General features: G+C 64.7%; 29 protein-coding genes, 1 tRNA gene and 1 pseudogene. 16 read left to right on the plus strand and 15 right to left on the minus strand.

What is annotated here, in order from left to right:
- Window positions 1-46: 46 nt before the first annotated feature.
- Genes AC3A5N_RS11825 through AC3A5N_RS11845 form a run of 5 tightly spaced genes read right to left on the minus strand, consistent with a single transcriptional unit; the run spans window position 47 to window position 5,201 of the window.
- Window positions 47-688, minus strand: coding sequence for an inner membrane-spanning protein YciB (locus AC3A5N_RS11825; RefSeq protein ID WP_487737524.1), 642 nt, complete (start codon window positions 686-688; stop codon window positions 47-49).
- Window positions 688-1,611, minus strand: a complete 924-nt coding sequence (gene ftsY, locus AC3A5N_RS11830) for a signal recognition particle-docking protein FtsY (protein ID WP_487737525.1) — start codon at window positions 1,609-1,611, stop codon at window positions 688-690. Before ftsY ends, AC3A5N_RS11825 begins: the two co-directional genes overlap by 1 nt.
- A complete protein-coding gene (locus AC3A5N_RS11835) occupies window positions 1,608-2,786 on the minus strand; it encodes a MiaB/RimO family radical SAM methylthiotransferase (RefSeq protein ID WP_487737526.1) in 1,179 nt (392 codons plus the stop codon). The genes ftsY and AC3A5N_RS11835 overlap by 4 nt, the downstream gene beginning before the upstream one ends.
- Window positions 2,783-3,592, minus strand: coding sequence for a diaminopimelate epimerase (gene dapF / locus AC3A5N_RS11840; RefSeq protein WP_487737527.1), 810 nt, complete (start codon window positions 3,590-3,592; stop codon window positions 2,783-2,785). Before dapF ends, AC3A5N_RS11835 begins: the two co-directional genes overlap by 4 nt.
- Window positions 3,593-3,632: 40 nt before the next feature.
- Entirely contained in the window at window positions 3,633-5,201 is a 1,569-nt protein-coding gene (locus AC3A5N_RS11845) for a putative bifunctional diguanylate cyclase/phosphodiesterase (RefSeq protein ID WP_487737528.1), read from the minus strand.
- A 252-nt stretch (window positions 5,202-5,453) separates the two neighbouring features.
- Here AC3A5N_RS11845 and AC3A5N_RS11850 point away from each other — a divergent pair, with 252 nt between their 5' ends.
- The 3 genes from AC3A5N_RS11850 to AC3A5N_RS11860 all read left to right on the plus strand — a co-directional run bounded on the left by AC3A5N_RS11850 (window position 5,454) and on the right by AC3A5N_RS11860 (window position 6,451).
- Window positions 5,454-5,846: an EVE domain-containing protein gene (locus tag AC3A5N_RS11850; RefSeq protein ID WP_487737700.1), complete on the plus strand. Its 393-nt coding sequence runs from the start codon at window positions 5,454-5,456 to the stop codon at window positions 5,844-5,846.
- An 89-nt stretch (window positions 5,847-5,935) separates the two neighbouring features.
- On the plus strand, window positions 5,936-6,118 hold the full coding sequence (locus AC3A5N_RS11855) for a CsbD family protein (RefSeq protein ID WP_487737529.1): 183 nt from the start codon (window positions 5,936-5,938) through the stop codon (window positions 6,116-6,118).
- A gap of 138 nt (window positions 6,119-6,256) precedes the next feature.
- On the plus strand, window positions 6,257-6,451 hold the full coding sequence (locus tag AC3A5N_RS11860; protein WP_487737530.1) for a hypothetical protein: 195 nt from the start codon (window positions 6,257-6,259) through the stop codon (window positions 6,449-6,451).
- A 4-nt stretch (window positions 6,452-6,455) separates the two neighbouring features.
- Here the strand turns inward: AC3A5N_RS11860 and AC3A5N_RS11865 are convergent, their stop codons facing one another.
- Window positions 6,456-7,805, minus strand: coding sequence for an MFS transporter (locus AC3A5N_RS11865; protein WP_487737531.1), 1,350 nt, complete (start codon window positions 7,803-7,805; stop codon window positions 6,456-6,458).
- A 110-nt stretch (window positions 7,806-7,915) separates the two neighbouring features.
- On the opposite strand from AC3A5N_RS11865, the gene pgsA reads away from it, so the two are divergent.
- Entirely contained in the window at window positions 7,916-8,509 is a 594-nt protein-coding gene (pgsA, locus tag AC3A5N_RS11870) for a CDP-diacylglycerol--glycerol-3-phosphate 3-phosphatidyltransferase (RefSeq protein ID WP_487737532.1), read from the plus strand.
- A gap of 24 nt (window positions 8,510-8,533) precedes the next feature.
- On the opposite strand, the gene AC3A5N_RS11875 is transcribed toward pgsA, so the two are convergent.
- From AC3A5N_RS11875 to rnd, 3 genes are all read right to left on the minus strand, one after another.
- Window positions 8,534-9,496: a division plane positioning ATPase MipZ gene (locus tag AC3A5N_RS11875; protein ID WP_487737533.1), complete on the minus strand. Its 963-nt coding sequence runs from the start codon at window positions 9,494-9,496 to the stop codon at window positions 8,534-8,536.
- Between the two features lie 120 nt (window positions 9,497-9,616).
- Complete coding sequence (locus AC3A5N_RS11880; RefSeq protein ID WP_487737534.1) at window positions 9,617-10,513, minus strand: hydrogen peroxide-inducible genes activator; 897 nt, start codon at window positions 10,511-10,513, stop codon at window positions 9,617-9,619.
- A gap of 94 nt (window positions 10,514-10,607) precedes the next feature.
- Window positions 10,608-11,810, minus strand: a complete 1,203-nt coding sequence (rnd, locus tag AC3A5N_RS11885; RefSeq protein WP_487737535.1) for a ribonuclease D — start codon at window positions 11,808-11,810, stop codon at window positions 10,608-10,610.
- A gap of 154 nt (window positions 11,811-11,964) precedes the next feature.
- Here rnd and aspS point away from each other — a divergent pair, with 154 nt between their 5' ends.
- The 6 genes from aspS to AC3A5N_RS11915 all read left to right on the plus strand — a co-directional run bounded on the left by aspS (window position 11,965) and on the right by AC3A5N_RS11915 (window position 17,171).
- On the plus strand, window positions 11,965-13,785 hold the full coding sequence (gene aspS, locus AC3A5N_RS11890) for an aspartate--tRNA ligase (RefSeq protein WP_487737536.1): 1,821 nt from the start codon (window positions 11,965-11,967) through the stop codon (window positions 13,783-13,785).
- Between the two features lie 75 nt (window positions 13,786-13,860).
- Window positions 13,861-14,097 (plus strand): acyl carrier protein, encoded by a 237-nt coding sequence (locus tag AC3A5N_RS11895; RefSeq protein WP_047805955.1) that lies wholly within the window; start codon window positions 13,861-13,863, stop codon window positions 14,095-14,097.
- 148 nt (window positions 14,098-14,245) lie between these two features.
- The gene (gene fabF / locus AC3A5N_RS11900; protein WP_487737537.1) at window positions 14,246-15,505 is read left to right on the plus strand and encodes a beta-ketoacyl-ACP synthase II; all 1,260 of its coding nucleotides are present in this window, start codon (window positions 14,246-14,248) and stop codon (window positions 15,503-15,505) included.
- Window position 15,506: 1 nt separating this feature from the next.
- Window positions 15,507-16,478 (plus strand): endolytic transglycosylase MltG, encoded by a 972-nt coding sequence (gene mltG / locus AC3A5N_RS11905; RefSeq protein WP_487737538.1) that lies wholly within the window; start codon window positions 15,507-15,509, stop codon window positions 16,476-16,478.
- Window positions 16,442-17,005 carry a 2'-5' RNA ligase family protein gene (locus AC3A5N_RS11910; protein WP_487737539.1) on the plus strand — a complete coding sequence of 188 codons (564 nt, stop codon included), beginning with the start codon at window positions 16,442-16,444 and terminating at the stop codon, window positions 17,003-17,005. Before mltG ends, AC3A5N_RS11910 begins: the two co-directional genes overlap by 37 nt.
- Before the next feature lie 89 nt (window positions 17,006-17,094).
- A tRNA-Met gene (locus AC3A5N_RS11915) sits at window positions 17,095-17,171 on the plus strand.
- A gap of 611 nt (window positions 17,172-17,782) precedes the next feature.
- On the opposite strand, the gene AC3A5N_RS11920 is transcribed toward AC3A5N_RS11915, so the two are convergent.
- Together AC3A5N_RS11920 and AC3A5N_RS11925 are read right to left on the minus strand one after the other, a co-directional pair.
- Window positions 17,783-18,058 (minus strand): hypothetical protein, encoded by a 276-nt coding sequence (locus AC3A5N_RS11920; RefSeq protein ID WP_487737540.1) that lies wholly within the window; start codon window positions 18,056-18,058, stop codon window positions 17,783-17,785.
- A 235-nt stretch (window positions 18,059-18,293) separates the two neighbouring features.
- On the minus strand, window positions 18,294-18,614 hold the full coding sequence (locus AC3A5N_RS11925) for an antibiotic biosynthesis monooxygenase family protein (protein WP_487737541.1): 321 nt from the start codon (window positions 18,612-18,614) through the stop codon (window positions 18,294-18,296).
- Window positions 18,615-18,895: 281 nt separating this feature from the next.
- Between AC3A5N_RS11925 and AC3A5N_RS11930 the strand changes: the two genes are divergently transcribed.
- Both AC3A5N_RS11930 and AC3A5N_RS11935 read left to right on the plus strand, forming a co-directional pair.
- Window positions 18,896-19,273: an antitoxin Xre/MbcA/ParS toxin-binding domain-containing protein gene (locus tag AC3A5N_RS11930; protein ID WP_487737542.1), complete on the plus strand. Its 378-nt coding sequence runs from the start codon at window positions 18,896-18,898 to the stop codon at window positions 19,271-19,273.
- Window positions 19,245-19,973 carry an RES family NAD+ phosphorylase gene (locus tag AC3A5N_RS11935; protein WP_487737543.1) on the plus strand — a complete coding sequence of 243 codons (729 nt, stop codon included), beginning with the start codon at window positions 19,245-19,247 and terminating at the stop codon, window positions 19,971-19,973. The genes AC3A5N_RS11930 and AC3A5N_RS11935 overlap by 29 nt, the downstream gene beginning before the upstream one ends.
- Window positions 19,974-20,367: 394 nt before the next feature.
- Here the strand turns inward: AC3A5N_RS11935 and AC3A5N_RS11940 are convergent, their stop codons facing one another.
- Window positions 20,368-20,904 (minus strand): FecR domain-containing protein, encoded by a 537-nt coding sequence (locus tag AC3A5N_RS11940; protein ID WP_487737544.1) that lies wholly within the window; start codon window positions 20,902-20,904, stop codon window positions 20,368-20,370.
- Window positions 20,905-21,012: 108 nt separating this feature from the next.
- Complete coding sequence (locus tag AC3A5N_RS11945; protein WP_487737545.1) at window positions 21,013-21,858, minus strand: SDR family oxidoreductase; 846 nt, start codon at window positions 21,856-21,858, stop codon at window positions 21,013-21,015.
- 127 nt (window positions 21,859-21,985) lie between these two features.
- On the opposite strand from AC3A5N_RS11945, the gene AC3A5N_RS11950 reads away from it, so the two are divergent.
- Both AC3A5N_RS11950 and AC3A5N_RS11955 read left to right on the plus strand, forming a co-directional pair.
- Window positions 21,986-22,954: an AraC family transcriptional regulator gene (locus AC3A5N_RS11950; protein ID WP_487737546.1), complete on the plus strand. Its 969-nt coding sequence runs from the start codon at window positions 21,986-21,988 to the stop codon at window positions 22,952-22,954.
- A gap of 259 nt (window positions 22,955-23,213) precedes the next feature.
- The gene (locus tag AC3A5N_RS11955) at window positions 23,214-25,076 is read left to right on the plus strand and encodes a DUF885 domain-containing protein (protein ID WP_487737547.1); all 1,863 of its coding nucleotides are present in this window, start codon (window positions 23,214-23,216) and stop codon (window positions 25,074-25,076) included.
- 354 nt (window positions 25,077-25,430) lie between these two features.
- Here AC3A5N_RS11955 and AC3A5N_RS11960 read toward each other — a convergent pair whose 3' ends face one another.
- Window positions 25,431-25,673 (minus strand): VOC family protein, encoded by a 243-nt coding sequence (locus tag AC3A5N_RS11960; protein ID WP_487737548.1) that lies wholly within the window; start codon window positions 25,671-25,673, stop codon window positions 25,431-25,433.
- A gap of 108 nt (window positions 25,674-25,781) precedes the next feature.
- Here AC3A5N_RS11960 and AC3A5N_RS11965 point away from each other — a divergent pair.
- Window positions 25,782-25,997, plus strand: a pseudogene (locus AC3A5N_RS11965) (M20/M25/M40 family metallo-hydrolase); the annotation flags it as partial.
- Between the two features lie 80 nt (window positions 25,998-26,077).
- On the opposite strand, the gene AC3A5N_RS11970 reads toward AC3A5N_RS11965, so the two are convergent.
- Complete coding sequence (locus AC3A5N_RS11970) at window positions 26,078-26,329, minus strand: hypothetical protein (RefSeq protein WP_487737549.1); 252 nt, start codon at window positions 26,327-26,329, stop codon at window positions 26,078-26,080.
- A 60-nt stretch (window positions 26,330-26,389) separates the two neighbouring features.
- Here AC3A5N_RS11970 and AC3A5N_RS11975 point away from each other — a divergent pair, with 60 nt between their 5' ends.
- A complete protein-coding gene (locus AC3A5N_RS11975) occupies window positions 26,390-26,893 on the plus strand; it encodes a zinc-binding metallopeptidase family protein (protein ID WP_487737550.1) in 504 nt (167 codons plus the stop codon).
- The last annotated feature ends 1 nt before the right edge of the window (window position 26,894 follow it).

The following is a 26,894-nucleotide window of genomic DNA, read 5'->3' on the forward strand; positions in this document are numbered from 1 at the left end:
TTGCAGCGTTCGCTGGAATGACGTGGTTTGTCGGACGTCTTGCGGATCAGGCCGTCGGCGGTGGGATCTGCTCTTCTTCCGTCACTCCTTCCGCCGCCAGCCCGTGCCGCAGGAGCATCGGGATCTGCGTGAAGGTGAAGAGGAAGCTCAGCGGCAGGAAGACCCAGAGCTTGGCCCAGAGCCAGTTTTCGAACGACAGCGTTGCCCGCAGCACTTCGTTGAGCGCGGCGAGGGCGAAGAAGAACAGGCCCCAGTTGCGCGAGAGCTTGAGCCATCCTTGCTCGTCTAGCCCCTCGAAGGCGGCGCCGAGGAGGATCTCGAGCAAGGCGCGTCCGCGCAGCCACCCGATTATCAAAGCCAGGCCGAACAGCACGTAGATCACCGTCGGCTTAATCTGGATGAAGCTCTCGTCGCGCAGCCAGATGGTCAGCGCGCCGAAGCCCACGATCATGGCCGTGGAGAGCCATAGCATCGGGGAGATGCGGCCGAACTTCCATTTCGAGAAGCCCAGCGCGATGACTGCGGCGACCATGAAGGCCACCGTCCCGCGGATGACCGCCGCGATCTCGCCCAAGGGGCTGGATTCGTCGGGCGCATAGAACTTGTAGGTCCCGAGGAAGACGAGCAGCGGCCCATAATCGACCAGAATGTTGAGCCAGCCGGACTTCGGCTTCGCCTCGCCTGCCATTATGCAACTCCCGCAATCACGCGCGCGACGAGGTCAGGATCGAACGGGCGCAGGTCGTCGATCTTCTCGCCCACGCCGATCGCGTGGATCGGCAGGCCGTATTGCTCGGCCGCGGCGACGAGCACGCCGCCGCGTGCGGTGCCGTCGAGCTTGGTCATGATGAGCCCGGTCACGCCGGCAACCTCCTTGAATACGTCGATCTGGCTGAGTGCATTCTGGCCGTTGGTCGCATCGAGGACGAGCACCACGTCATGCGGCGCCTCGGGATTGAGGCGGCCGAGCACGCGGCGGATCTTTGCCAGCTCGTCCATCAACTCGCGCTTGTTCTGCAGCCGGCCCGCGGTGTCGACCACCAGCGCATCGATGCCCTGTTTGGTCGCCGCCTTGACCCCGTCGAACACAACCGAGGCCGGGTCGCCGCCTTCGGGCCCGCGCACGATCGGCGCGCCGATCCGCTCGGCCCAGGTGGCGAGTTGGCCGATTGCCGCCGCGCGGAACGTGTCGCCCGCCGCCAGCATGACGCCGTAGTCTTCCTCCTGGAACCAGTGCGCGAGCTTGGCGATGGTGGTCGTCTTGCCGCTGCCGTTCACGCCGATCACCAGGATCACCTGCGGGCGCGGGAAGGCGACGATCTCGATCGGTTTGGCGACCGGACGCAGGATGGTCGCGATCTCCTCGGCCACCGCTTCCTTCAGTTCACGCTCGGAGATCTCAAGACCGAAGCGCTTCTCGGCCAGCCGCGCGCGGATGCGGGCAGCGGCGGAGGGACCGAGATCGGAAAGGATCAGCGCATCCTCGACATCGTCGAGCGTCGCGTCGTCGAGCCGCGCGGTGCCGATCGCTCCAGCAAGATTGGTCGAAAGGCGTTCGGAGGTCTTACGGAAGCCGCCGAAGAGCCGCTCGCTCCAGCTCGTCTCACTCATGAGAGCAGGCCTTTCTCGTGTCGCTGGGGGGTGACTGTCACGACCGTGCCGCTCGCGGTTCCCTCGGGCACGACGAGGCGGGCGAAGTGCGGCGCATAGCCGGTGCCGTCGCTTTCCGCGAGCACCGATTGCGGAGCGCCCATGAGCGTATCCAGCCAGACGTTCCGCGTATGGGCGACTTCGGCGCGCAGTTCGGCGGCACGCGCCTTCACCACCGTGCGTGCCGCTTGGGGCATGCGGGCGGCCGGGGTGCCTGGGCGCGGGGAGTAGGGGAACACGTGACCGTGAACGATGGCCAACTCGCGCACGATCGAGAGGTTGTCGGCGTGCGCCGCCTCGTCCTCGGTCGGAAACCCGGCGATCAGGTCGGCGCCGATCGCGATCTCGGGACGCGCCTGCTTGAGCCGGGCGACCAACTCGACGGCGTCTGTGCGCAAGTGGCGGCGCTTCATGCGCTTGAGGATCAAATCGTTGCCGTGCTGCAGCGAGAGATGGAGATGCGGCATCAGTCGCGGCTCGCCCGCGAAGAGATCGAACAGCAGCGGATCGATCTCGATCCCGTCGAGCGAGGACATGCGGAGGCGGCGGAGCTCCGGGAAGCTGTCGAGGATCGCCTGCACGAGGCGGCCGAGGGGAGGGCGGCCGGGCAGGTCGTGACCCCATGATGTCACGTCCACGCCGGTCAGCACGACTTCGGGGGCGCCCTGCACGAGATGGCCTTCGATCTCGGCGAGGGCCTGCGGAATCGTCAGTGAACGGCTCGGACCGCGGCCTTGGGGTATGACGCAGAAGGTGCAGCTATGATCGCACCCGTTCTGGACCGCGACGAAGGCTCGGGTGCGGCGCAGGGGGGCAGGCGGCGCGCGCTCGGGCGCGTTCCAAGCCCGCCGGTCGAGCTTGCGCGTGTTTGCAACCAGCCCGTCGACCTCGGGCATGCCGGCGAGCTGCTCCCGCTCGACCTCCGCCGCGCAGCCGGTGACGAGCAGGCGTGCCTCGGGCCGCTCGCGGCGCACCTTGCGGATGGCCTGCCGCGTGGTGCGGACGGCCTCGGCCGTGACTGCGCAGCTATTGACGACGACGACGTCACACTCGCCCGCGAGCATGGCGCGGATACGCTCGCTCTCGGCGATGTTGAGGCGGCAGCCGAGCGAGATCACCTCGGGGCCTGCGCTCATACGAAATCGTCCCACTCGAAGCTGCCGCGGTACGCCTCGGCCGCGGGGCCCGTCATCGTGATGCGGCCGTCCTCGCCCCAGGTGATCGTCAGCACTCCGCCGGGCAGTTGCACCTCGACCTCGCGCTCGACCAGCACGCGGCGCATTGCAGCGACGGCCGTTGCGCAGGCGCCGGTGCCGCAGGCGCGGGTCAGGCCTGCGCCGCGCTCCCACACGCGCAGGCGAATGCGCCGGCGGCTCTCCACCGTCGCGACGTTCACATTGATGCGCTCGGGAAACAGCGGGTCGCGTTCGATCTCGGGACCGAGCGTGTCCAGCGTCACTGCGTCGCTGTCCTCGACGAAGAACACCGCATGCGGATTGCCGACGTTCACTGCCGCCGGGCTCTCGAGCGGTTCCCACGCGACCGGCATCGTCAGCGTGTCCATCGCGTAGGCGAGGGGGATATCCTCCCAGCCGAAGCGCGGCACGCCCATGTCGACGCTCGCGCCGCCGTTCGCAGGCTGCACGCGGATCGTGCCGCCTGTCGTCTCGACCGAGGCCTCAGCTCCGTGGAGCAGCGCCACCGCGCGCGAGGCATTACCGCAGGCCTCGACCTCACTGCCATCCGAATTGAAGATGCGCATGCGGAAATCGGCGGCTTCGGAAGGCTCGAGCAGGATCACCTGATCGCACCCGATCCCGGTGCGCCGGTCGGCCAGCGCCGCAGCGATGGGCGGCGTCATCGCGGGCAGGCGCTCGCCGCGCGCGTCGAGCACGACGAAGTCATTGCCGAGACCGTGCATCTTGACGAAGGGAACGCGCATCGCTGGCGCATCTATGCGCCGCATGGCGGCACGTCCAGTGTCAGGCGCTCTCGCTCATCGCCTCGGTGGCGTCCGGCGTGTCTCTGCCGTCTGCGAGCCGTCCCAGCGCCCCGAGCCGCTCACGTACCTGTTCGATGGTCTCGGGGCGGCCGTAGATATAGCCCTGACCCTTGATCTGCCCCAGTTCACGCAGGCGCGCCAGGACTGCGTCGTCCTCGATTCCCTCCGCGGTGATCGGCATGCCGAGCCCTTCGCCAAGCGATACGATGGCATCGACGATCTTCGACCCGTCGCCGTCCTGCCCGATCTCGCTGACGAAGCTGCGGTCGATCTTGATCCGGTCGAACGGCAGCGACCGCAGCTGGGCGAGGCTGGAATAGCCAGTGCCGAAATCATCGAGGCTGATCTTGATACCCTGGTTACGCAGGCTGAGGATCATCGAGCGGACCAGCGCGACGTTTTCGTGCAAACAGCTCTCGGTGATCTCGATCTCGAACCGCTGCGGCGGGAAGTTGTGCTTCACCAGCAGCTTGAGCATGCGGTGGGCGAACCACGGATCGTTGAGTTGCAGCGGCGAGACGTTGACCGAGAGCGTCAGCGCCGGATCCCATTGCCGCGCATCCTGGAGCGCGCGCTCGATGAGCTGTTCGGACAGGAGCGCGATGACGCCCATGTCCTCCGCGATCGGAATGAACACGTCGGGGGAGACGAGCCCGAAGTTGGGCGAGTTCCAACGCGCGAGCATCTCGAACCCGGTAAGCTCGCCGGTTTCGAGGTCGATCTGCTGTTCGTAGTAAGGGACGAATTCGCCATTCGCGAGGCCCGCGCGAATGCCCGCTTCGAGCGCCTTGCGGAAGCGCAGCTCGTTTTCCATCTGCGCCTCGAACCAGTAGTAGCGGTTCTTCCCGCGCTTCTTGGCATGGTACATCGCGATGTCGGCGCGGTGCAGGAACGCTTGAGCCTCGAGCCGCCCGTCGAAGGGTTCGCACGCTGTCGAGGCAATCCCGACCGATACCGTGATCTCGGCGGAATGGCCGGAGATCTCGACCGGATCGGAAATCCGCGCAATCAGGCGCTGTATCAGCCGGTCGACCCGCGCCGGATTCGACACGTCATACGGGAGCACGCAGGCGAACTCGTCACCGCCGAGACGCGCGACGAGCGCCTCGTGCGGGAGGAGCGCGCGGAGGCGCCCGGCGGCTTCCCGCAGCACTTTGTCGCCGGCCATGTGACCGTTGAGGTCGTTGATCTGTTTGAAATTGTCGAGGTCGATCATGACGAAGGCGACCGCGCTTTCCGTGTCGGCACATCGCGCGATCAGCCCTTCGGCCGCAGAGGGAAGACTGCGGCGGTTGAGGCAGCCGGTCAGTGGGTCGGTCTCCGCGAGCAGGCGCGCGCGCTCTTCCGCCGCCTTGCGTTGCTCTATCTCGGCGATGAGCTCGGCATAGCGGCGCCAGCCGAAGATGATCAGCGCGATGTTGAGCAGCATGGCGCTGACGAGCAGGCTATCTGGTGCGGGGCCGGTGCCCAGCCAGTTGCGGATGGCCTTCGGCAGCACCGATCCGCCCGTGCCGACGAACATGATGATCGCCGCGGCCGCGATACCCATGGCCACGAGGTCGCGCTCGACGCTCGGAGTTTTCGGTTCTGTCTGCTCGCCCTTCGCCATAGATTCGGCGGCAGCGGCCGCCTCGCCCCCCGGATGTCGGATTGGCAGCCTATAGCCGGCCGGATTGAAGAAGAAGTTAAACACCGCGCGCGGGCGCCGGCGGTGGTCAGGCGGCGCGCGGGGCGCTATCGCGAGCCGCAGTTCCTGATCCACGATCCGAAGGAGAGTGCTCGCGTGCCTCGCTACTGGCTGATGAAATCCGAACCCGACGTCTACGGCTGGGACGACCTTGTCGCGGAAGGCGAGGGGACGTGGGACGGCGTGCGCAATTACCGCGCGAAGAACAACCTCGCCGCAATGAAGGTCGGCGACCAGGCGTTCTTCTACCATTCGAACGTCGGCCTGGAGATCGTCGGGATCATCGAGATCAGCGTGGCCGGGATCACCGATCCGACCGATCCCGAGGGAAAGTGGACGGCGGTGAAGGTCAAGCCGAAGGAGAAGCTGCCGCGGCCGGTGACGCTGAAGGAGGTCAAGGCGGAACCGGCGCTTTCGGAGATGGAACTGGTCCGCCAGTCGCGGCTGTCCGTGTCGGAAGTGCGGCCGGCTGAATGGAAGAAAATTCTTTCCATGGCAGGTATTTAACCGAACGGAACCGAGCCGTTCCCGCCAGCGTTGATCCTACAAGACGGCGCGCAATTCCGCCGCCGCGCGAAACGCAGGAGAGTTCCCCAATGGGCGAGTTCAAGGACAAGGCCAAAGGCGTCGGTAACGAAATCGCAGGCAACGCCAAGCAGGCGGCTGCAGAAATCGCGGGGAACCCCCGCCTCGATGCCGAAGGCAAGGCGCAGGAGCGCAAGGGTGAGGCGCAGAATCTCAGGGGCGACGTGAAGGGGGCTCTCGGCGACAAGGTCTGATCTATCCGCCTCCACGAAAGGGCCGCCCCGCATTGGCGGCCCTTTCTGGTATGCGGCCGCGGCCGCGAAACCGTCCCGCGGCGCGACAATCGGCAAAGCGCGGGAGCCGAATGGTTAGTAAAACGTTAATCGGTCGCCATGCGCCGATCACTGGTCCTCACCAACGAATCCGCCCGCCATCCATTCCGCGCGACCCTGCCGCCGCATGTCACGCGAACCGAGGAGATGCCGGCGGCCAATCGGTCACAGTGGCGTCCCTCGCTGGAGGACGTGCGGACTTTCGCGGCGGTCTATGTCGGGGGCGTCGTGGGGGTGACGGCGTTTATCGCCTGAGTGGTCAGTCAGCCGGCGATTCGGCCAGATAGAGCTTCCTTCCCAGCCAGCTCGACACCAGGCACATCGCCGCGCTGAGCAGGAGCTGGTCGACGATCGCCACGTCTGCCGCGCTCAGCCCCATGGCGAGCAGGGCGCCAGCCACCATCGCGCCCGAGTTTACAATGTTGTTCGCGGCGATCGTGCGCGCGGTCTGCGTCTTGGGCACGAATGTCGTCAGGAAGGCATAGAGCGGCACGACGAACATACCCCCGGCAATGGCGATTCCGAGAAGGCAGAGGAGCAGCGCTATCGCAAGCGGTTGGGCCATGAATTGGGCCACGTCCATCAGCAGGTCCCCCGGTGCCGGCGTCCACGCACGGCAGACGAGGTAGAAGGCGAGAACGAACAGCGCCATCACGATCACCGACATGGGCGAGTAGCGGGCCGAGACAGTGCCCTTGAGCAGCGCGTTGACCGACACCGAGCCGATCGCCACCCCGACCGAGAAGATCACCAGGAACAGGCTTGCGACTTCCGGGCTGGCGGTCAGCACGTTCTTGGCCAGGGGCGGGAACTGGATGAACAGTACCGCACCGATCGTCCAGAAGAAGCTGATCGCCCTGATCGCGAGGAACACCCGGTCGTCGTGCATCGTATTGCGCACGAGCACGTAGGAGGAGCGGAAGACGTTGAAGTCGATCGGCTCGATCTCTCCCTGCGCGGGAGCGGGGGGGACGTAGCGCGAGGTGAGATAGCCCAACACGGCCGTAACGAAGACCACCGCCGCTGCCGCTTCGACCGGGATCCAGCCGGCGAGGATCGTCCCGAAGAGGATCGCGATGTATGTCCCGGCTTCCACCAGCCCGGTGCCGGCGAGAACTTCCTCCGGCTTCAGGTGCTGGGGCAGGATCGCGTACTTGATCGGCCCGAAGAAGGTCGAGTGGACGCCCATCGCGAACAGCGCCGCGAGAAGGAGCGGGATCGCTGCGTCGGCCAGAAACGGATGAGGGCGGGCGAGGCACTGCCCGGCCGCGGCCGCGCATTCGACATCCTGGCACGCGATCAGCAGGCCCGCTCCGCCGACCGCCATGATCCCGATCTCGCATGCCTTCACCACGCGCACGATGCGCGCCTTGTCGCCCATGTCGGCAAGCTGCCCGGCGAGCGCCGAGAGGACGAAGAACGGCAGGATGAACACGCCCGAGGCGACGGCGCTGAACATCGCCTCCTCGGCTTCCGAATTGTAGACGACGTAGACCACGAACAGGACCATCGCCGTCTTGTAGAGATTGTCGTTGAACGCGTTGAAAAGCTGCGTGACGAACAGCGGCAGGAACCGCCGGCGGCGCAGGATGTGCGTCGATGTCGTCATGCTTCTCGCGCAGTCCCTTGCGGTTCGCGCCTCCTGTAGAGGACGAGGCGGTGCGGACAAGGGCAAAGCATGGCTTTTTCCTTCGGGATAGAGAGGCTAGGGAGATCGCCGTGCTCAACTTGCCGAACATTCTGACGCTTTCGCGAATCGTCACGATACCGCTGCTCGTGGCGCTGCTGTGGTGGCCGGGCTGGGCCTTCGGATATCTTCTCGCCTTCGCGCTCTACTGTCTGATGGGCATAACCGATTACTTCGACGGCTACCTCGCGCGGGCGAGCGGCACGGTCTCGAAGCTGGGCGTGTTCCTCGACCCGATCGCGGACAAGATCATGATCGCTGCGGTGATTCTGGTGCTCACGGCCCAGGGCTGGCTGCGCGGGCCGGTCGCCGGGGACTTCCACGTGATCGCGGGCCTCATCATCCTGATGCGTGAGATCGCCGTGTCGGGCCTGCGGGAATTCCTCGGGCCGCTGCAGGTCTCGGTGCCGGTGAGCAAGCTCGCCAAGTGGAAGACGGCCGCGCAGATGGTCTCGCTCGGCGCGTTGATTCTGGCGGGCGCGCTGCCGGGCTGGATGATGGCGTTCGGAGAGGCGACCTTCAACGTCCCGCACCTCGTCGGCATCGTCACCCTGTGGACCGCCGCGGTGCTGACGGTGATTACCGGCTGGGACTACCTGCGCGTCGGCATCAAGCACATGGATTGAAGCAGAAGGACGGCGCCTCGCCGTTCAGAGCGCCGCTGCCAGCGCTTCGCGGTATGCAGCGCGGACGCGGGGAGAGGAGCGTGCCTGCGGGGCGGGGGTCGTCACGCACAGCGTGCCGGGGCCGTCGAGCGCGAGCTGCTTCAACAATCCCGCGATCTCCGCAAGCGTGCTCTTGTTGGCGCGGGCACGTTCGGGAAGCAGCTGGAGATCGAGGTGGGTCAGCCCGAACTGGAGCAACTCGCGGTAGGCGACGCGCTCGGTCAGCCCGCGGCCGATCCGGAAATCCTGCTGCTCCGCGAGCGCGGCAAGCGCCGTGTCGATCCGGCCGATCTGCCGGCGTTCCGTATGCCGCACGCGATTCTTCGCCACGAGCCAGTCGATCGGGCCGAACCCGCTGCGATGCCGCTCGCGGCGCAGCCCCGCGACAGTGGCGCCGAAGCAACTGGACTGGCCTGGGCGGCCCGTGATCGGATCGACCTGGCCCAGCACCTGCAGATCGATGAAAGATGCGTTGATCGGCGTGACGAGGGTGTCCGCCATGGCAACGGCCCGGCGGAAGATCGGACAGTCGGCGCCCGGCGCGTCGAGTACGATGTAGTCGGCGCGCGCGTCGAGCCGGACAATTTCCTGATAGAGTTGCGCGGTGCAAGGTCTCGTCAGCACCGCATGCGCGGGCATCGGCAGGGCTGCGCCGAGGACGCGCGCGGTCCCCTCGCGGAAGGACAGGCTCCGCTCGAGCGTCGATTGGCGCCAGTCGAGGTCCAGCGCGACCACACGATGGCCGGCATGCGCCAGCGTCACTGCGCAGTGGAATGCCAGCGTCGACTTGCCGACGCCGCCCTTCTCGTTGGCGAACGCGATCACGTGCCCCGCAAGTGCGGGGCGCGAGGCGATCTCCGCCACGATCACTTTGGGATGTTCGCCGTCGGTCCAGCCGCGCGCGAGGGGTTCGCCCCCGTTATCCGAATGCTCGAGATCTTTCCACACGATGCAGCTCCCCCACCCGGCGCTTCGCGAATCGGTTTATCCACAGCTTTTAGCACGATTTCGTCAACAGTACCTTGCACTGTCTTGATGGCGTGGAGGTGACACGCCGCTGCGCCAGATTCATCCGGCGCGCAATTCCTCCGCCAGCAACTCGAAATCGGCCTTGCGAGGGGAGTTCTTGCGCCAGATGAGAGCGATCTCCCGGCTGGCTGCCTGCGACTTGAGAGGGCGGGCGACGACCTCCGTTTCGTGCAGGATACCCGCCTCGATCGCCATCTCGGGCAGCATCGTCAGGCCGAGATCGTTGTTCACCATCTGCACCAGCGTGTGCAGGCTCGTGCCGATCATGGTCGCCGACGCGCGCAGCTCGGGCCGGTTGCAGGCGGCGAGGGCGTGTTCCTTGAGGCAGTGTCCGTCTTCGAGCAGCAGCAGCCGTCCCTCGTCGATCATCGACGGTGGGATCACCGCAGGCGGGTCGCGCGGATCGTCCTTCGGGAAGGCGACGAAGAGCCGGTCGTCGGCGATGTGCGCCATCTCGACTTCGCCGGTGGCGAAGGGGAGGGCGAGCAGCACGCAGTCGACCCGCCCGTGGTGCAGGCTCTCGACCGCGTCGTTGCTCGTCTCCTCGCGCAGGAAGAGCTTGAGATCCGGGCGCTCCCTGCGCAGGCGCGGCAGGATTCGCGGCAGCATGAAGGGCGCGATGGTAGGAATCACGCTCATCCGTAGCGTGCCCGACAGCGGCTTGCCGCTCGCACGAACGAGGTCCGACAGTTCCTCCGCCTCGCGCAGCAGGCGGTGCGCCTTCTCCACCACCTGCTCGCCCAAGGCCGTGAAGCGCACCACGCGGCGGCTGCGCTCGACGAGCGTGACGCCGAGCAGCGATTCGAGTTCGCGGATGCCGGCCGAGAGCGTCGACTGGGAAACGAAGCTCGCCTCCGCCGCGCGGCCGAAATGGCCATGCTCGTGCAGCGCCACGAGGTACTGGAGCTGCTTGATTGTGGGGAGATAGGTGGCCATTGCTAGATCACGGTCCCTCTAAGGAACACATCGCTCATTCCGAGGAGCGGCTTGGGAGCCGCCGAGCGGCGTCGCGAAGACATATGTCGACGGATCACTCGGCCGCTTCCGCCTCGGCCATGTCTTCCGCCACGTCGTCGATGTGCGTCATGTTCAGCTTGCCGCCCTTGACCGCGAAGGCCAGCTTGCCCTCGACCAGCTCGAGCGCGTCGCGGCCGAAGACCTCGAAGCGCCAGCCCTGGAGCACCGGTAGCTTGCGCACGCCGGCGGCGAGCGCCTCCATTTCATCGGAGCGCGTGAGCAGCCGCGCGGCAACGTCGATCTCGCGGGTGCGGATCTTGAGCAGCAGCTTGAGCAGATCAGCGACCAGCGCGCCTTCCTTGCCCAGCGGCGCGCCGCGCTTGGGCTTGTCGGGCATTTCATCGGCAGGCAGCGGCTCGGCTTTCTCGAGCACCTTCATCAGCCGCTTGCCGATGTCGTTGTCTTTCCAGGCGTTCGAAAGACCGCGAACCTTGATGAGGTCAGCCTGCTGCTTGGGCGGATGGCTGGCGATGTCGGCCAAGGTCTCGTCACGCATGATGCGGCCGCGTGGGATGTTCTTGTGCTGCGCCTCGCCCTCGCGCCAGGCGGCGAGCGCCTTCAGCCGGCCGAGCACGGCCGGATTGCGCCCAGCCTGCCGGATGCGGCGCCACGCCTCGCCCGCATCGTTGCGGTAGTTGGCGGGGTCGGCGAGCTTCTCCATCTCGGCATCGAGCCATTCGCCGCGCCCGGTCTTCATCAGCTTCTTCAGGATCTTGGGGAAGATCTTGGAAAGATGCGTGACATCGCCGATCGCATATTCGATCTGCCGGGCCGTCAGCGGGCGGCGGCTCCAATCGGTGAAGCGGGCGCCCTTGTCGACCGTGATGCCGAGCCATGCTTCGACGAGGTTGGCATAGCCGATCTGCTCCGACTGGCTGATCGCCATCATGGCGATCTGCGTGTCGAAGATCGGATGCGGCGTCTTCCCGGTCAGGTTGTAGATGATCTCGACGTCCTGCCCGCCTGCGTGGAAGACCTTGAGCACGTCCTCGTTGTCGCACATCAGGTCAAGCAGGGGGGTGAGGTCGATCCCGTCGGCCAGCGGGTCGATCGCGGCGGCTTCTTCCTCGTTGGCGATCTGCACCAGGCACAGTTCAGGCCAATAGGTGTTCTCGCGCATGAATTCGGTGTCGACGGTGACGAAGTCGGACTTCGCCAGACGCTCGCACAGCGCGGCGAGCGCGTCGGTGGTGGTAATCAGATCGTGTATCTTCATTCTGTCTTTTCTATCGTGGGGCGGAGTACCGCCACTCGGGTGCCCGGTGCCTTGACAAAGGCCCGTGCTTCCCCTGTTAGCGCGCGCGACATGCGCAGTGCGCCATCGGTGGCGCGCCCTTAGCGCCATAGCTCCGAAAATGGAAAGATTTTAGATGCACGCCTACCGTACCCACAACTGTGCACAGCTAGCGAAGGCGAACGTCGGCGAAACGGTTCGCCTCTCGGGCTGGATCCACCGCAAGCGCGACCATGGCGGGGTGCTGTTCGTCGATCTGCGTGACCATTACGGCCTCACGCAGATCGTGGCGGACGAGGATAGCCCCGCGCTCAGTGTACTCGACGGGCTGAAGCTGGAATCGGTCGTCACCATCGATGGCGAGGTCAAGGCGCGCGCGGAGGGCACGGTGAACCCGAACCTTCCGACCGGCGAGATCGAGGTCTTCGCACGCAGCGTGACGGTGCAGAGCCGTGCCGAGGAGCTGCCTCTGCCGGTCGCCGGCGAGCAGGAGTACCCGGAGGACATCCGTCTCAAGTACCGCTTCGTCGACCTGCGGCGCGAGACCATGCACCGCAACATCATGTTGCGCAGCCAGGTCATCACCTCGATCCGCCGCCGCATGACGGCGCAAGGCTTCACCGAATTCCAGACGCCGATCCTCGGCGCCTCCAGCCCCGAGGGCGCGCGCGACTACCTCGTGCCCAGCCGTCTGCACCCGGGCCGCTTCTACGCGCTCCCGCAGGCGCCGCAGATGTTCAAGCAGCTGCTGATGGTCGCGGGCTTCGACCGCTATTTCCAGATCGCGCCCTGTTTCCGCGACGAGGATCTGCGCGCCGACCGCAGCCCCGAGTTCTACCAGCTCGACTTCGAAATGAGCTTCGTCACGCAGGAAGACGTATTCCAGGCGATCGAGCCGGTGCTCGCCGGGGTGTTCGAGGAATTTGCGAACGGAAAGAGCGTGACGCCCGCGGGCGAATTCCCGCGCATCCCTTATGCCGACGCAATACTGAAGTACGGCACGGATAAGCCGGACCTGCGCAACCCGCTGATCATCAGCGACGTGACGCACCAATTCGAAACCTCGGGCTTCGGCCTGTTCGAGAAGATCGTCGGTTCCGGCGGCCGTGTCCGCGTCGTCCCGGCGCCGAACACGCACGAGAAGAGCCGCAAGTTCTTCGACGACATGAACGACTGGGCGCGGCGCGAAGGCTTTGCCGGTCTGGGCTACGTCACCCGCAAGGGCGGCGAGTTCGGCGGCCCGATAGCCAAGAACCACGGCACCGAGGGCATGGAGAAGCTCTACGCCGAGCTCGGTCTGGGCGAGAACGACGGCCTGTTCTTCGCCGCGGGCAAGGAGAAGGACGCGGCGAAGCTCGCCGGCGCTGCCCGTACCCGCGTCGCCGAGGAGCTCGGCCTGATCGAGCAGGGCTGCTTCAAATTCTGCTGGATCGTCGACTTCCCGATGTTCGAGTATGACGAGGAGCAGAAGAAGGTCGACTTCAGCCACAATCCGTTCTCGATGCCGCAGGGCGAGATGGAAGCGCTGGAGAACGAAGACCCCCTGACCATCAAGGCGTGGCAGTACGACATCGTCTGCAACGGCTACGAGTTGTCGTCGGGCGCGATCCGGAACCACCGGCCCGACATCATGTACAAGGCGTTCGAGATCGCCGGCTATTCGAAGGAAGAAGTCGACGCGAACTTCTCGGGCATGATCGAGGCGTTCAAGCTCGGCGCGCCGCCGCACGGCGGCTCGGCCCCGGGGATCGACCGCATCGTCATGCTGCTGGCGGACGAACCGAACATCCGCGAGGTCATCGCCTTCCCGCTCAACCAGCGCGCGCAGGACCTGATGATGGGCGCTCCCTCGGTGGCGAGCCCCCGCCAGCTTCGCGACGTGCACATCCGTACCGTGGAGGCGCCGAAGCCGCAGCCGGGTGCGGAAACGCGCGTCGATCAGGCCGGAGACGCTTGAGCGGGCACTTGCCAGCGCCTTCGCCGTTCATTAGGGCGAAAGCAACATTTAACCCCAATACACAGAGGGCATAATATGAGCGATACCGCCGACCGCGTGCAGAAGATCGTTGTCGAGCATCTGGGCGTCGAAGCCGACAAGGTGACCCAGGATGCGAGCTTCATCGACGATCTCGGCGCCGACAGCCTCGACATCGTCGAACTGGTGATGGCTTTCGAGGAAGAATTCGGCGTCGAAATCCCTGACGATGCGGCCGAGAAGATCACCACCGTGGGCGACGCCACGAAGTACATCGAAGAACACAAGGGCTAGGCTTTTCGCGCTTTTCCCGTTCGCTCGAGCTTGCATTAGCAAAAGCGACGAGGGAGAGGCCCGATCCCTGTTCGCGCAGGGAGATGCAGGCTCAGCCCTAACGGGTTGGGCCTGTTGTTCTTTCTGGAAGACGTAATCGGAGAATTGCATGCGCCGTGTGGTCGTAACCGGTCTGGGTCTCGTCACCCCGCTGGGTGCCGATGTCGAGACGACGTGGAAGAACCTCATCGCCGGCAAGAGCGGGGCGGGGCAGATCACCCGTTTCGACGCGAGCAACCAGAAGTGCACCATCGCCTGCGAAGTGAAGGCGAAGGATCACGAATGGGGTTTCGACCCCGACAAGCGCGTTGACCACAAGGTTCAGCGGCAGGTCGATCCGTTCATCATCTATGGCATCGATGCCGCCGGACAGGCGCTCGAGGACGCCGGCCTTGCCGAGATGGACGACGACCTCAAGCAGCGCACCGGCGTCTCGATCGGTTCGGGCATCGGCGGCCTGCCGGGGATCGAAAGCGAATCGATCGTCCTGCACGAGCGTGGCCCGAGCCGCGTGAGCCCGCACTTCGTTCACGGCCGACTGATCAATCTCATCTCGGGCCAGGTCTCGATCAAGTACGGCCTGATGGGCCCGAATCATGCAGTCGTGACCGCATGCTCGACCGGTGCGCACTCGATCGGCGATGCCGCGCGGATGATCCGCGACGGCGATGCCGACGTCATGCTCGCGGGCGGCGCGGAAGGCACGATCAACCCGTTGGGCGTGGCTGGTTTCGCGCAGGCGCGCGCGCTCAACATGAGCATGAATGACCGTCCGACCGAAGCGAGCCGCCCCTACGACAAGGACCGCGATGGCTTCGTCATGGGCGAGGGTGCGGGCGTCGTTGTGCTCGAGGAATACGAGCATGCCAAGGCGCGCGGCGCTAAGATCTATGCCGAGGTCGTCGGGTACGGCCTCTCGGGCGATGCCTACCACGTCACGGCGCCGCACCCGGAAGGCAAGGGCGCCGAACTCGCCATGCGCATGGCGATCCGCAAGTCCGGACTTGAGCCGGGCGACATTGACTACGTCAATGCGCACGGCACTTCGACGATGGCGGACACGATCGAGCTCGCCGCGGTCAAGCGCGTGCTCGGCAACGATCTCAGCGGCGCTTCGATGAGCAGCACCAAGTCCGCCATCGGGCACCTTCTAGGCGGCGCCGGTGCCGTGGAGAGCATCTTCTGCATCCTTGCGATGCGCGACCAGATCGTTCCGCCCACGCTCAACCTCGACAATCCGGACGAGGGGACCGAAGGCGTCGATCTCGTCCCGCATGAAGCGAAGAAGCGCGAGGTTCGCGCCGTGCTGAACAACAGCTTCGGCTTCGGCGGAACCAACGCCAGCCTGGTGATGAAGAAGGTCGACTGACATGCGGCGGCGCGGCTGCATGGCCGCCGGCGCGCTCGCCGCCCTGGCGCTCCTTTCGGCCGTGATCTTCGGCAGCCTGGCGTTCGGCTCCGCGCAAGTGGAGAAGGACACGGCCTTCATCGTCCCTTCGGGCGCGACGCTGACGGCCGCTGCACGCAAGCTGGAAGACGAAGGGCTGATTACCTCTGCCGACGGCTTCCTGCTACGGGCCAAGCTGCTTGGCAGTTCCGACCCGATCCAGGCCGGTGAGTTCCGTCTTCCGGCGGGGATCGGGCTGGGCGGCATCCTTGACACTTTCCAGCATGGCGAAGTGATCCGCCGCTTCATCACCATCCCGGAGGGTACGCCTTCGATCCTCGTCCACGAGAAGCTGATGGCGGAACCGCTGCTGACCGGCGAGATCCCGGTGCCGGAAGAAGGCTCGGTCCTACCTGACACTTATGCCTTCGAACGCGGCGAGGCGCGCACGGCGGTTCTGGCGCGGATGCAGGCTGCCATGCGCAACTACCTTGCCGAAGCTTGGCCCAAGCGCGGCAAGGACATCGCGGTCGACACGATAGAGGAGGCGGTGACGCTGGCGTCCATCGTGGAGAAGGAGACTGCGTTGCCGAAGGAGCGGCGGATGGTTGCCGGCCTCTACTCGAACCGGGTGAAGGAGGGCATGTTCCTCCAGGCCGATCCCACGATCATCTACCCGATCACCAAGGGCAAACCACTCGGCCGCCGTATCCGTCAGTCGGAAATCGCGGCGATCAACGACTACAATACCTATTCGATGGCGGGCCTTCCGAAGGGGCCGATCACCAATCCCGGGCGGGAGAGCATTGCCGGGGTGCTCAATCCCGCGAAGACCGATGCGCTCTATATGGTCGCAGACGGGACTGGCGGGCACGTGTTCAATTCGGACTATGCCGCGCACCAGGAAGCCGTCGACAAATGGTTCGCGATCCGCCGCGCGCGCGGCGAGATGTGACCGGGGCGGCACCTGCGCCGCTGATCGTCACGGCGGAGCTGCCGCCGGACATTCACCGCTGGGCTACGCGACTGCGCGCGGCGCACTATCCACCAGAGCGCAACTTTCTGGAGGCGCACGTCACGCTGTTCCATGCCCTGCCACCCGGCAGCGAAGACGAAGTGAAGGATCGTCTGGCAAGGCTCGCCGCGGAGCACGCGCCCATCGCAGCGCGGCTCGAAGGCGTCATGTCACTCGGGACTGGCACGGCACTCCATCTGACGAGTCCTGAGATGCTCGCGCTGCGCAGCGATCTCGCCGCGCAATTCCATGGCCTTCTCACCTTGCAAGACGCACACGAACCGCGCCTCCACGTCACGATCCAGAACAAGGTATCCTCGCAAGCTGCGCGGGATCTTCAGCGCAGGCTGTCCGCCCAGATCGAACCACGCGCTTTCACCTTCCCGGGACTCGCGCTGCACCGCTATCGCGGCGGGCCATGGGAGTTCGTGAAGCGCTGGCCGTTCCGGGGCAAAAAGCGAGGTTGACCGGCTCGCAAGCCCGCCCTAAATGCGCCGCCTGCCCCCGCGCCGGCGGAGGCTCGCCGAACCGCCATGCGATCGGCAAATGCCCATGGGGCGGAGTAGCTCAGCTGGTTAGAGCAGCGGAATCATAATCCGCGTGTCGGGGGTTCAAGTCCCTCCTCCGCTACCATTCGCGAATCCCTTCCAAACCTCGCATTTTTGGCGGGTTTCCGCCGATCTTGAGGTGGTGCAGCGCTCCAAAATCTCACGTTTCGCGGGACCGCGGGATGGTCAGATTTGGCCATTTTTGGCCCCGTTTTGACGCCACTTGTGTGAGAATTTGTGTGATCGTTTTATCGCCTCGATTGAGCCGAGGCTTCTATGGAAAAGGACGTAAATCTAACACCTTCGCGTATCGACCAGCTCGAGAAGGGGGCGATATTCGACCCCGGAATCCCCGGACTTTGTGTAATCGTCGTGGGCCGAGCAAGAAGTCTGGCGCTTCAACGGCGCATTGCGCAAACAAAAACCATTATAGAACTGAATCTCCTATTCCGTTGCCGCCGCGCGCGAGTGGGTGCGCCTGCTAGCAGATGCGTTGCCAGTTGCCCTGCTTTCTCTTGAAGGGTTTTGCCGCGGTCGCGCTGCGTATGGGTCAGGTTGGGTCAAGCAACTCCCAGAAACGCTGCAGCGGGATCGGTACCTTCCGCCATGTGCGGGGGAACCCAGCCAGTGCACAGCACTAAGAATAAGGGGCGGCGAATTACCGCCGCCCCTGGGATTCCAAGTGGAGTACGCCGGTTATTGCGGCTCAGGCGCTGTGTCGCCCTCCTGGGGGATGGGCTCACCGGTAACGTCGTCAATTCCGTCCCCGTCCTGATCGACCGGTTCTGGCGCAGGCTCCGGCGCCGGATCGGTGGGCGCCGGTTCAGGAGCAGGTGCTGGTGGGGCGGGTTCTTCTGGTGTTGGTGGCGGCGGGGTCTCGGTGTCCTGGGCCTGGATCGCCGTTCCGCCGGCAGCGAGGGCCAAAGCCAGGGCGGCTTTGGCGAGCACTGAATTCGACATCATCATCTTCATGGATCGTCCTCTTACATCCCCTGGTAAGGGGCAGACGATTCGATCTGGAGAAGGCTCCCAAGCCTGCGGCGGGGCGAAAGGGGCTTCCGACGAGCGGCCGCTTCTAGTGCTTTTGGGCTTGCGGCTCCGTATGGATGTGTGACCCTCCGACGGGTCACGCTCTTGGCGGACGCACTGATCATTCAAGCTGACCCTCGATGCCGAAGCATAACGGCCCTCCAGAGCTGCTGTGCTCCTACACGGCGCCCCGGGTGAGGATGATGTCGTAGTGTTGGGCGCGTTCGTCGAACCGCGAAAGCACCTCTCGGGCTCGCGGCGGGACGTGACTTTGCTCGAAGTCTTCGCCCGTAAATGCCCTGACCGCCTCAATATCGCGAAACCACATGATCGTGATGAACTCGACGTCCGAATCTCTTGCGCGGCGAAAGAGCTCGATTTTCTCGAAGCCCGGTATCTTCATCTCCAGGATCTCTGGGATAACTTCTCCCGTCACGATCGCCTGATACCGATCTGCGTTTTCAGGGGTGGTATATCCATGCCAGATGCGGCTGATCACTTGCGTCTCCTAACTTCTCCACCAAGGCGAGCACCGGAACCCTGGAAACGCCATGGCTGACATCCAACAACCTCCCGCTGTGCCCGCGCCCCGCGCTGTTTCTGCCTTCCGCTCGCCTGCGCCGACATCATATCGCACGCATGGTGCGGCAGTCTCATTCCCTTCGTTGTGCGTTACGGCCAATGCCAGCGTACCGTCTCGGTAATCTGCGAGAGAAAACGAGGCAAGGTCTGTTCATATGAGCTGATGTATGCCACGTCGTGCATATGAAAGGAATGGATATGGCTACCGTGCCCGGCGAGACACAGGCCCGTGACGGCAGGATACTGACTTCCGCCATCGCGCGCATCGCCGACTTTTGGGGGCTGACCAATGCAAAACTGGGGGCGGTCCTTGGTCTCTCGGCAGCCACGATCTCGCGGCTGCGTGCAGGTAAGGCGGAGCTTGATCCGGCCAGCAAGTCCTTCGAGGCGGGGCAATTTCTACTGCGATTGTTTCGCTCGCTCGATGCCCTCCTTGGCAGTGATGACCTGGCGGCGCGTTCCTGGCTGGCTACGCCGAACCTCGATCTTGATGCGCGCCCGATCGACATGATCGACAGTTTCAAGGGGCTCATGACCGTTTGTGACTATGTGGACGCTCACCGCGCTCGCGTCTGAGTTCCGCCGCTATCGCAAGACCGTCTGGCGCGTGGTCGAAGCGCAGCATCGCATCTCGACAAATCGTCTGACCGGCAGTCTTGCCGATCAGAAACGTCTCGAGGAACTCGCTGACACCGCCAAGCCGGATCTGCCAAGAGCGGCGCGAGATATCCATTATCTCCTCGCATCACCATTCCGCTATGGTCATGCTGTCGCCAGCCGCTTTCGTCGCGCGCACGAGCGTCCCGGCATTTTCTACGCGAGCGAGCGTGAAATCACTGCAATCACCGAGACAGCCTATTGGCGGTTGCGCTTCATCAGCCGGTCCCCGGGGTTCTTGCCCGGCAATCGCACCAGCGAGCACCTGAGCTTCAGCGTCCCGCTCGCTGCGGCACGGATGGTGGATCTGACGCGTGCGCCCTTCGATGCCTGTGCCGCGGATTGGACGGATTCCGCCGACTACACCGCCTGTCAGACTCTGGCTGCTGCGGCACGCGAGGCCGGCGCGCAGGCAATCCGCGTCAGATCGGCACGTGATCTAGACGGCATCAACGTTGCGCTGTTCGATCCCAGATGCTTTGCCAAATCCGAACCGTCCCATGGGCGTAACTGGCATTTGCGGCTCGAACGCGATCGTCTGAGCGCATTCGCCGCATTTCCCGGCGACGAGGTATTGCATTTCACGCCCGAGCAGTTCGGATTGCCAGGGCTAAGCTGATGGGGGCGCTCCCCGCACGATGGACCGCGGCCAAGGAGGTCCTCGAGGCGACAGCGTTCCTTGACCGCTTCCGTGGGCCTTCCGCCAATCCTGGCTAGCGTGCAGCATCGGCTATACGGTGAAAATCTGGCGCGATACCCGTGCCGATGTGCCGGGCCTTCCTGGCCGAACGCTGCAAGCGGGAGACGGTCGGTCTGCTGGCACCAAAGACGCTGATCTCGACTGCGGCGCGCTCTGGCGAGATCGAACGGGGTCCAGCTGCGAAGCTGCTTATCCGAGGAGCACCACTCCGCTAGGGAGACGAGTGGCTTCAACGTTCAGCAGGCGTTGAAGCTGGACCACGGCGAGGTCGATCTGATCGATGTGGGACACGCACGTTACTGGCCACGCCCTCTTACTGTTGTCCGTCAACACCAGGCGGCCGGGAGAATAGCGGTTGATCTGCGGAATGGCCCGCGAGACCGGCGTTTGGCGCAAAATAAGCAGTCCGCGGCGCCACGCAAGCCGGACCAGCGGATCGGCCGGTTCCTCGCGTACATCGCCGTTTGCGGCGAACATGATCTCGCGCACGGCCTGCAGCGTCTCGCTGTGATTCGCCCCGGGCGACTTCGACCGCTCCCTTCACGCAGGTCACGCACAAGTCGCCGTCGAAGGACTGGACGTTGAACGACGCCTGGCGCGCGGTGATGATTCCGCCCGCGGCCACGAGCCGGAACGGCTGTTCGAGCCTGGCGACGGTTACGAAGGCTTCACCGCCGATCAGCTCGAGCGCCTTGCCGCCATTCGCGCGCGAGGTGCTCGATCGCGGATTGAGCTCGACATCGACGCCGGCGATCGGGCTGAATGCAAGCCGTTCGCCGGGTGCGGTACGTTCATCGGCCGTCAGTTCGGCTAGCGAAGGCCACAGGCCAAGTGGCGGATTGATCGCCATCAGTCGCTGCCAGCGCGGGCGTCACGGCCCAGACCCTGCGAAAGGGATTTCGGTCCTGCCTCGGCACCGCCGTCAAGGCCTTCATTCAGAACGTCGCGATCCACCCGATCAGACGATGCCGCCGTTCGCGAAGACCGTCTGTCCGTTGATCCAGGCGCCATCGCCGCGGCAAAGGGCTGCGATGGTGTTTGCGATGTCGGAAGGTTCGCCGATCCGGCCATGCGGCGTGCGGGCAGCGAAACCCGCGATCTGTTCGGGGGTCTTGCCATCGGTGAAGAGTGTCGTGTCGACCACGCCGGGCGCGATCGCGTTCACCGATACCATGCGCCCTGCGAGCTCCTTCGCAAGCACGTTCGCGAACATGTCCTGCGCGCCCTTGGTGGCCGCGTAGGCGCCGTAAGTGGGAAGGCGCAATTGCGTGATGCTCGACGAGAGTGCGATGATGCGGCCGCCGTCCCGCACGCGCCGCGCCGCTTCGCGCAGCACGAGGAAGCTGCCCTTCTGATTGACATCGACCATGCGGATGAAGTCCGCATCGGTCATGTCGCGGAACGGCGCCAGCCGCATGACACCGGCGTTGCTCACCACCACGTCGACACCGCCGAATGCGCGATCGTTCTCATCGAACAGGCGGCGGACCGCCGCGGGATCGCTCACATCGGCCTGCACCCAGATGGCTCGCCCTCCCGCACCTTCGATCTCGCGAACGACGCCGGCCGCGAGATCGCGGTTAACCTCGCAATTGACGGTGACCGCGTAGCCGTCCTGCGCGAGACGTTTTGCCGTCGCGGCGCCGATGCCGCGGGAGGAGCCGGTCACTAGCGCCACTTTGCCATGCGCCGTCTGCGCAGACTCAGTCGCGTGAGCGCCGGCCGCACCGATCGCCAACATTGCGGGAGCCATGGCAGCCCCCGCCAGCACGGTCCGTCGCGGTATCTCGTGTCGTCCAGCCATCGGAGTCCCTTCCTGCTCGAGTACTGTCGGGACATCCATACCCGCCAGGCCGGTCCGGAACTTGCCGAGGTCTGCGCAAAACTTGCCTGATCTTGCAGTCCGGGTGATGTTCGCTTCCGCGGATGCTATGTCCCTCGCGCTGCTGGAGGCCCGCATGAACCCGCTCAAAGACGCCGTTCGGACCTATGCCGCCGCCCATTCAAACCCCGACGGGCTCGCTCTGACCCCCGTTCCGGGGCTGCGGATGATGTGCGTCGAGGCGCCGCGCAGCGAGCTTCATTCCATCTATCGGCCGCTCATTTGCCTAGTTCTGCAGGGCGCCAAGCGCATGACCGTGGGCCGGGAGCAACGGCTCTTTCTTGCCGGGCAGTCGGTGATCGTGAGCGCCGACATGCCGGTCGTGGGGCATATCGTGCAGGCGAGCCGGAACGAACCCTACCTCGCGGTCGCGGTGGAGCTTCAGTTGGCCACCCTGCGCGAGTTCGCCGCCCGGATGGGCAGCGTCCGCCCACCACGGCCTTCGCAGACCCGCACGCTCTTCGTCGAAAACACGACCGCCGCCGTCCTCGATTGTGCGTTGCGGTTGATGCGACTGCTCGACCAGCCGGAGGCGGTGCCGCTGCTCCACGCGGGGATCATGCGGGAACTGCACTACTGGCTTCTGTCCGGCCCGCATGGCGAAGCGCTGCTGGCCCTCGCGGACCCGACCAGCCACGCGAGCCGTCTCGCCGAGGCCGTCGCGATCTTGAGAGCCGGGTATCGGTCACGCATCCGCGTCGAGCAGCTTGCGGCGGCGGCGGGAATGAGCCTCACTGCCTTCCACAAACACTTCAAGCATATGACCTCGCTCACGCCGGGGCAGTACCAAAAGCGGCTGCGCCTGATCGAAGCGCGCCGCCTCATGCTGGAAGAAGGCATCTCGGTCAGCAGTGCCGCGTTCGAGGTGGGCTATGAAAGCATCTCGCAGTTCACGCGGGAGTATGGCCGACTGTTCAAGGCCCCGCCGAAGCGCGACGTTCTGCGCATCCGGGACTCGTCGCCCGAGGTCAATGGCGCGACGCAGCGAATTTCCGTGGAGCCGTTGGCGATGCTCTGAAGCGGTGCGATCAGGGAAGCGGGAATGCACACCTCATCGCGAGCATCATCTCCCCCTGATGCCGGACCGCAGAACGGCCAGTCCGCTCGTCGCCAAAGGTAGCTGAGCGCTGATAACGGCTGCAATTGATTGCGCTTGTTCCGAAGGCAATGTTCCGGTCGCCGCTACGCGCGGCTGACCTGCCCTTCGATGAGGTGGCAAAATAAGTCTGTTGCAATTCAGCTGCCACTTGCGAGAACGCCAGCAACGGAGGATCATCATGAAGCTTAGGTCAATCTTGCTTGCTGCGACGGCAGGGCTTTCGGCATGCGCCGAGCCATCTGACAGGATCACGTCCACGCCGACGTCGCCCAGCACCGCCACCGCGCCGGGATCGGTCCTCCCGGCCGGCCCCGTGCCCACACAGGCTTCCGAGGATGCGCGGCTGCTGGCCCTGGTCGATGCAGCCTTCGACGAGGCCGTAGCGCGCAGCCCCGAGGCGCTCACCAGCCTTGGCATCAAGCAGGACTACGGACGTCTTGACGACTACACCGATGCTCACCGCCTTGGGGATATGGAACTAGCCGAAGCCCACCTTGCAAGCATCAAGGCGGAAATCGACTATGAGGCGCTCAGCCCTGAGGGCCAGCTCACTTACGACTTGTTCGAGCGAGAGGTGGAGCGTGACCGGCGCAGCCTCGAATGGCGCTGGCACAACTTCATCTTCTCAACCAATGGCAGTCCCGCAGGGGAGATTCCGGCCTTTCTGATTAACCAGCACCGGATCGACAGTGTCGCCGATGCTGAGGCATATGTGTCGCGGCTGCGCGAAGTCGAGCGAGTGATGTCGGAGATCTCCGCGAATATCCGCACGCAGGCGGACAAAGGAATTGTGCCGCCCAAGTTCGTGTTCGACCCGGTTCGGACCGATGCCGAGAACGTGCTGGAAGGCGCTCCTTTCGAAGACGGGCCTCCCAGCACACTGCTTGCCGACTTCACTACCAAGGTCGAGGCACTGTCGGCTCCGCCTGAAGAGAAGGCGCGGCTGATCGCCGCCGCGGGCGAAGCGCTAACCGGTCCATTCAAGCGCGGCTATGGCACTTTTTTCGCTGCGATGGACGCGGTCGAGCCGCAGGCGACCAGCAATGACGGCGCCTGGCGGCTGCCTCGCGGCGGCGAGTATTACGCGAACAATCTGCGTAATTCGACCACGACGGAGCTGACGGCTGATCAGATTCATCAGATCGGTCTCGACGAGGTCAAGCGGATCCATGGCGAGATGGAGGCGATCATGGCGCAGGTCGGCTTCGAAGGCACGCTCCAGCAGTTCTTCCAGCACATCAAGACCGGCGATCAATTCAAGTATCCGAACACCCAGGCGGGCCGGGAGCAGTATCTTCAGGACGCCCGCGCCTTCATCGCCCAGGTGATGGACAAGGCGCCCGAGTATTTTCACCGTCTGCCTGAGGCGGAACTGGAAGTTCGCGCGGTGGAGGAGTGGCGCGAGGCCACCGCCTCGGTCGCGTTCTACAACCGGCCCGCGCCGGACGGTTCACGGCCTGGCATCTATTACGTGAATCTTGCTGACATGACTCAGGTGCTCAAACCGCAGATCGAAGGCATCAGCTATCACGAAGGGGCGCCGGGGCATCACTTCCAGATCGCCCGCGCGATGGAGCTGGAGGGGCTGCCCAAGTTCCGCCGCTTCGGCTTCTATGGAGCCTATACCGAGGGTTGGGGACTCTATGCCGAGCGACTCGGCCGCGAGATGGGCTTCTATCAGGACCCTTATTCCGAGTTCGGCCATCTCAGCCTGGAGCTCTGGCGCGCCGTTCGGCTGGTGACCGACACCGGACTCCACGCAAAGCGCTGGTCGCGCGAGGACGCGATCCGCTACTTCCAGGAGAACTCCCTCCTGTCGGAACGCGACATCGTCAAGGAGGTCGAGCGTTACATCAACTGGCCGGGCCAGGCGACGAGCTACAAAATAGGGCAGCTGAAAATCCTCGAACTGCGCCGCAAGGCGGAGCAAGCGCTGGGCGATCGGTTCGACGTTCGCGACTTCCACGAAATCGTGCTCGGCAATGGCCCGCTACCACTCGATGTGCTGGAGGAGCGGGTCGACGCTTACATCGCTAGTTAGACGCTTGCTGCAGGTCACGCGCTCGACCGACGAGCGGCACAGCTCCAGTGCGTGCCTGGGCGGCACCCATGCGGGGCGGCTGGTGGTGGGCAGGTGCATCGATGTGTGGCCGTCCGCCAGTCGAACGTATCCTTATCCGGCATCTCCAAACGGGTGCGGATCTGATCGATGCGGATCTGTGGGAACCAGATACAGGTCTTGCCGTGGACCGGCGGTAGGGCCCCTGAGATTGTTGCGACCTGTCTAGTATAAGCGGCGGGTCGCGCCGGGGATGCGAGATCGGTCTAGGCGGCCGCGGAGGCTTTTTCCGGAGCGACGATTATCGTGCCGCCTGTCGCGCAAAGGGCCTGTCGATCAGGTCGCTGCGAATGTAAGTGCCTCGATCTTGTTTCCGTCAGGGTCGCGGATGAAGGCGGCATAGTAGTGAGCGTCGTATTCCGGCCTCAGGCCGGGCGTCCCATCGCTCGTGCCGCCGTTTGCCAATGCTGCTTGGAAGAACGCGTTGACGGCGGCGCGCGTTTCCACTTCGAAGGCGATATGCGTGCCATTGCCTACCGTCGCCTGTTCTCCATCGGCAGGAAGGTTAAGGCTGAACACCGTGATACCCGCTCCATAACCCACCGTCTTCCGGGCCGGACCTCGTCGATCTTCATCGAAGTTCCGGGGGACGGACGCGCACCGGCGCTGTGCTAGGGCCATTATGACAAGCAGCCTCCCATGGACGACTGGCATACGGGCAAAAGCGCGTTGGGCCCTGTGATCGAGGGCGATCGCCTCTACGGCCGGGGCGGCGCCGACGATGGCTACGCCATCTTCAGTACAGTCCTGGCCATATCGGCGCTCCGCGACCAATCCGCGTCGTATCCGCCGCTCAAGATCCTTATCGAGGGAAGCGAAGAATCCGGAAGCGGCGATCTTGCTCCCACCATCGAACACCTTGGCGCGAGGCTGGGCGCTCCCGGTCTACTGGTCGCCCTCGACGGGTCGTGCGGCAACTATGATCAGTTGTGGACGACCACGTCGCTGCGCGGGCAAGTCGCCGGACGCTCACGGTTCGCACCATGCGAGAAGCCGTCCACTCCGGCGAAGCCTCCGGCGTTGTCCCTCCGAGCTTTCGCGTGGCGCAGCAGCTCATTGCGAGGCTGGAGGATACCGCAACCGGTGAGATAATCGACCAAGCCTTCCACGCGCCGATCCCTTCGGACCAGCGAGATCGGGCAGTGGCAGCGTGCGAGGTCATCGGCCATCCGCATCGTGCGCTTCCCTTATCAAATGCGACTACGCCGCTTACCGGCAGCGCGACGGACCAGCTGTTGAATCGATCGTGGCGGCCACAACTCACGATCACCGGCATCGATGGCTTGCCGGACGTCGCCAATGCTGCGGCGGTGATGTGGCCCTCGCTGACGCTCAAGCTCAGCCTCCGCCTCCCTCCGACGCTTGAGGCGGTCCAGGCGAGCCTGAGGCTGAAGATGCTCCTCGAGGAGGATCCACCCTACTACTGCGATGTCGATTTCAGCATCGATATGGTCTCCCAAGGCTGGGAAGCGCCGACGTTGAGCGCCAATCTTGCCGAACACCTTGCTGCCGCCTCGCACCTGTTCTTCGGCAAGACGGCGGCAAGTCTCGGCGGCGGCGGGGGCATTCCGTTCCTTGCGATGTTGGGCGAGCGGTTTGCAGGGTCGGAGTTCATCGTGACCGGAGTCCTCGGGCCCGAGTCAAACGCGCATGGGCCTAACGAATTTCTCCATCTGCCGACAGCGCACAAGCTGACCACCGCATTGGCCTACATCCTTCACAATATGGAGGACCGCTGAG

The organism is Pelagerythrobacter sp. Soil_C_18 (genome assembly GCF_057657235.1).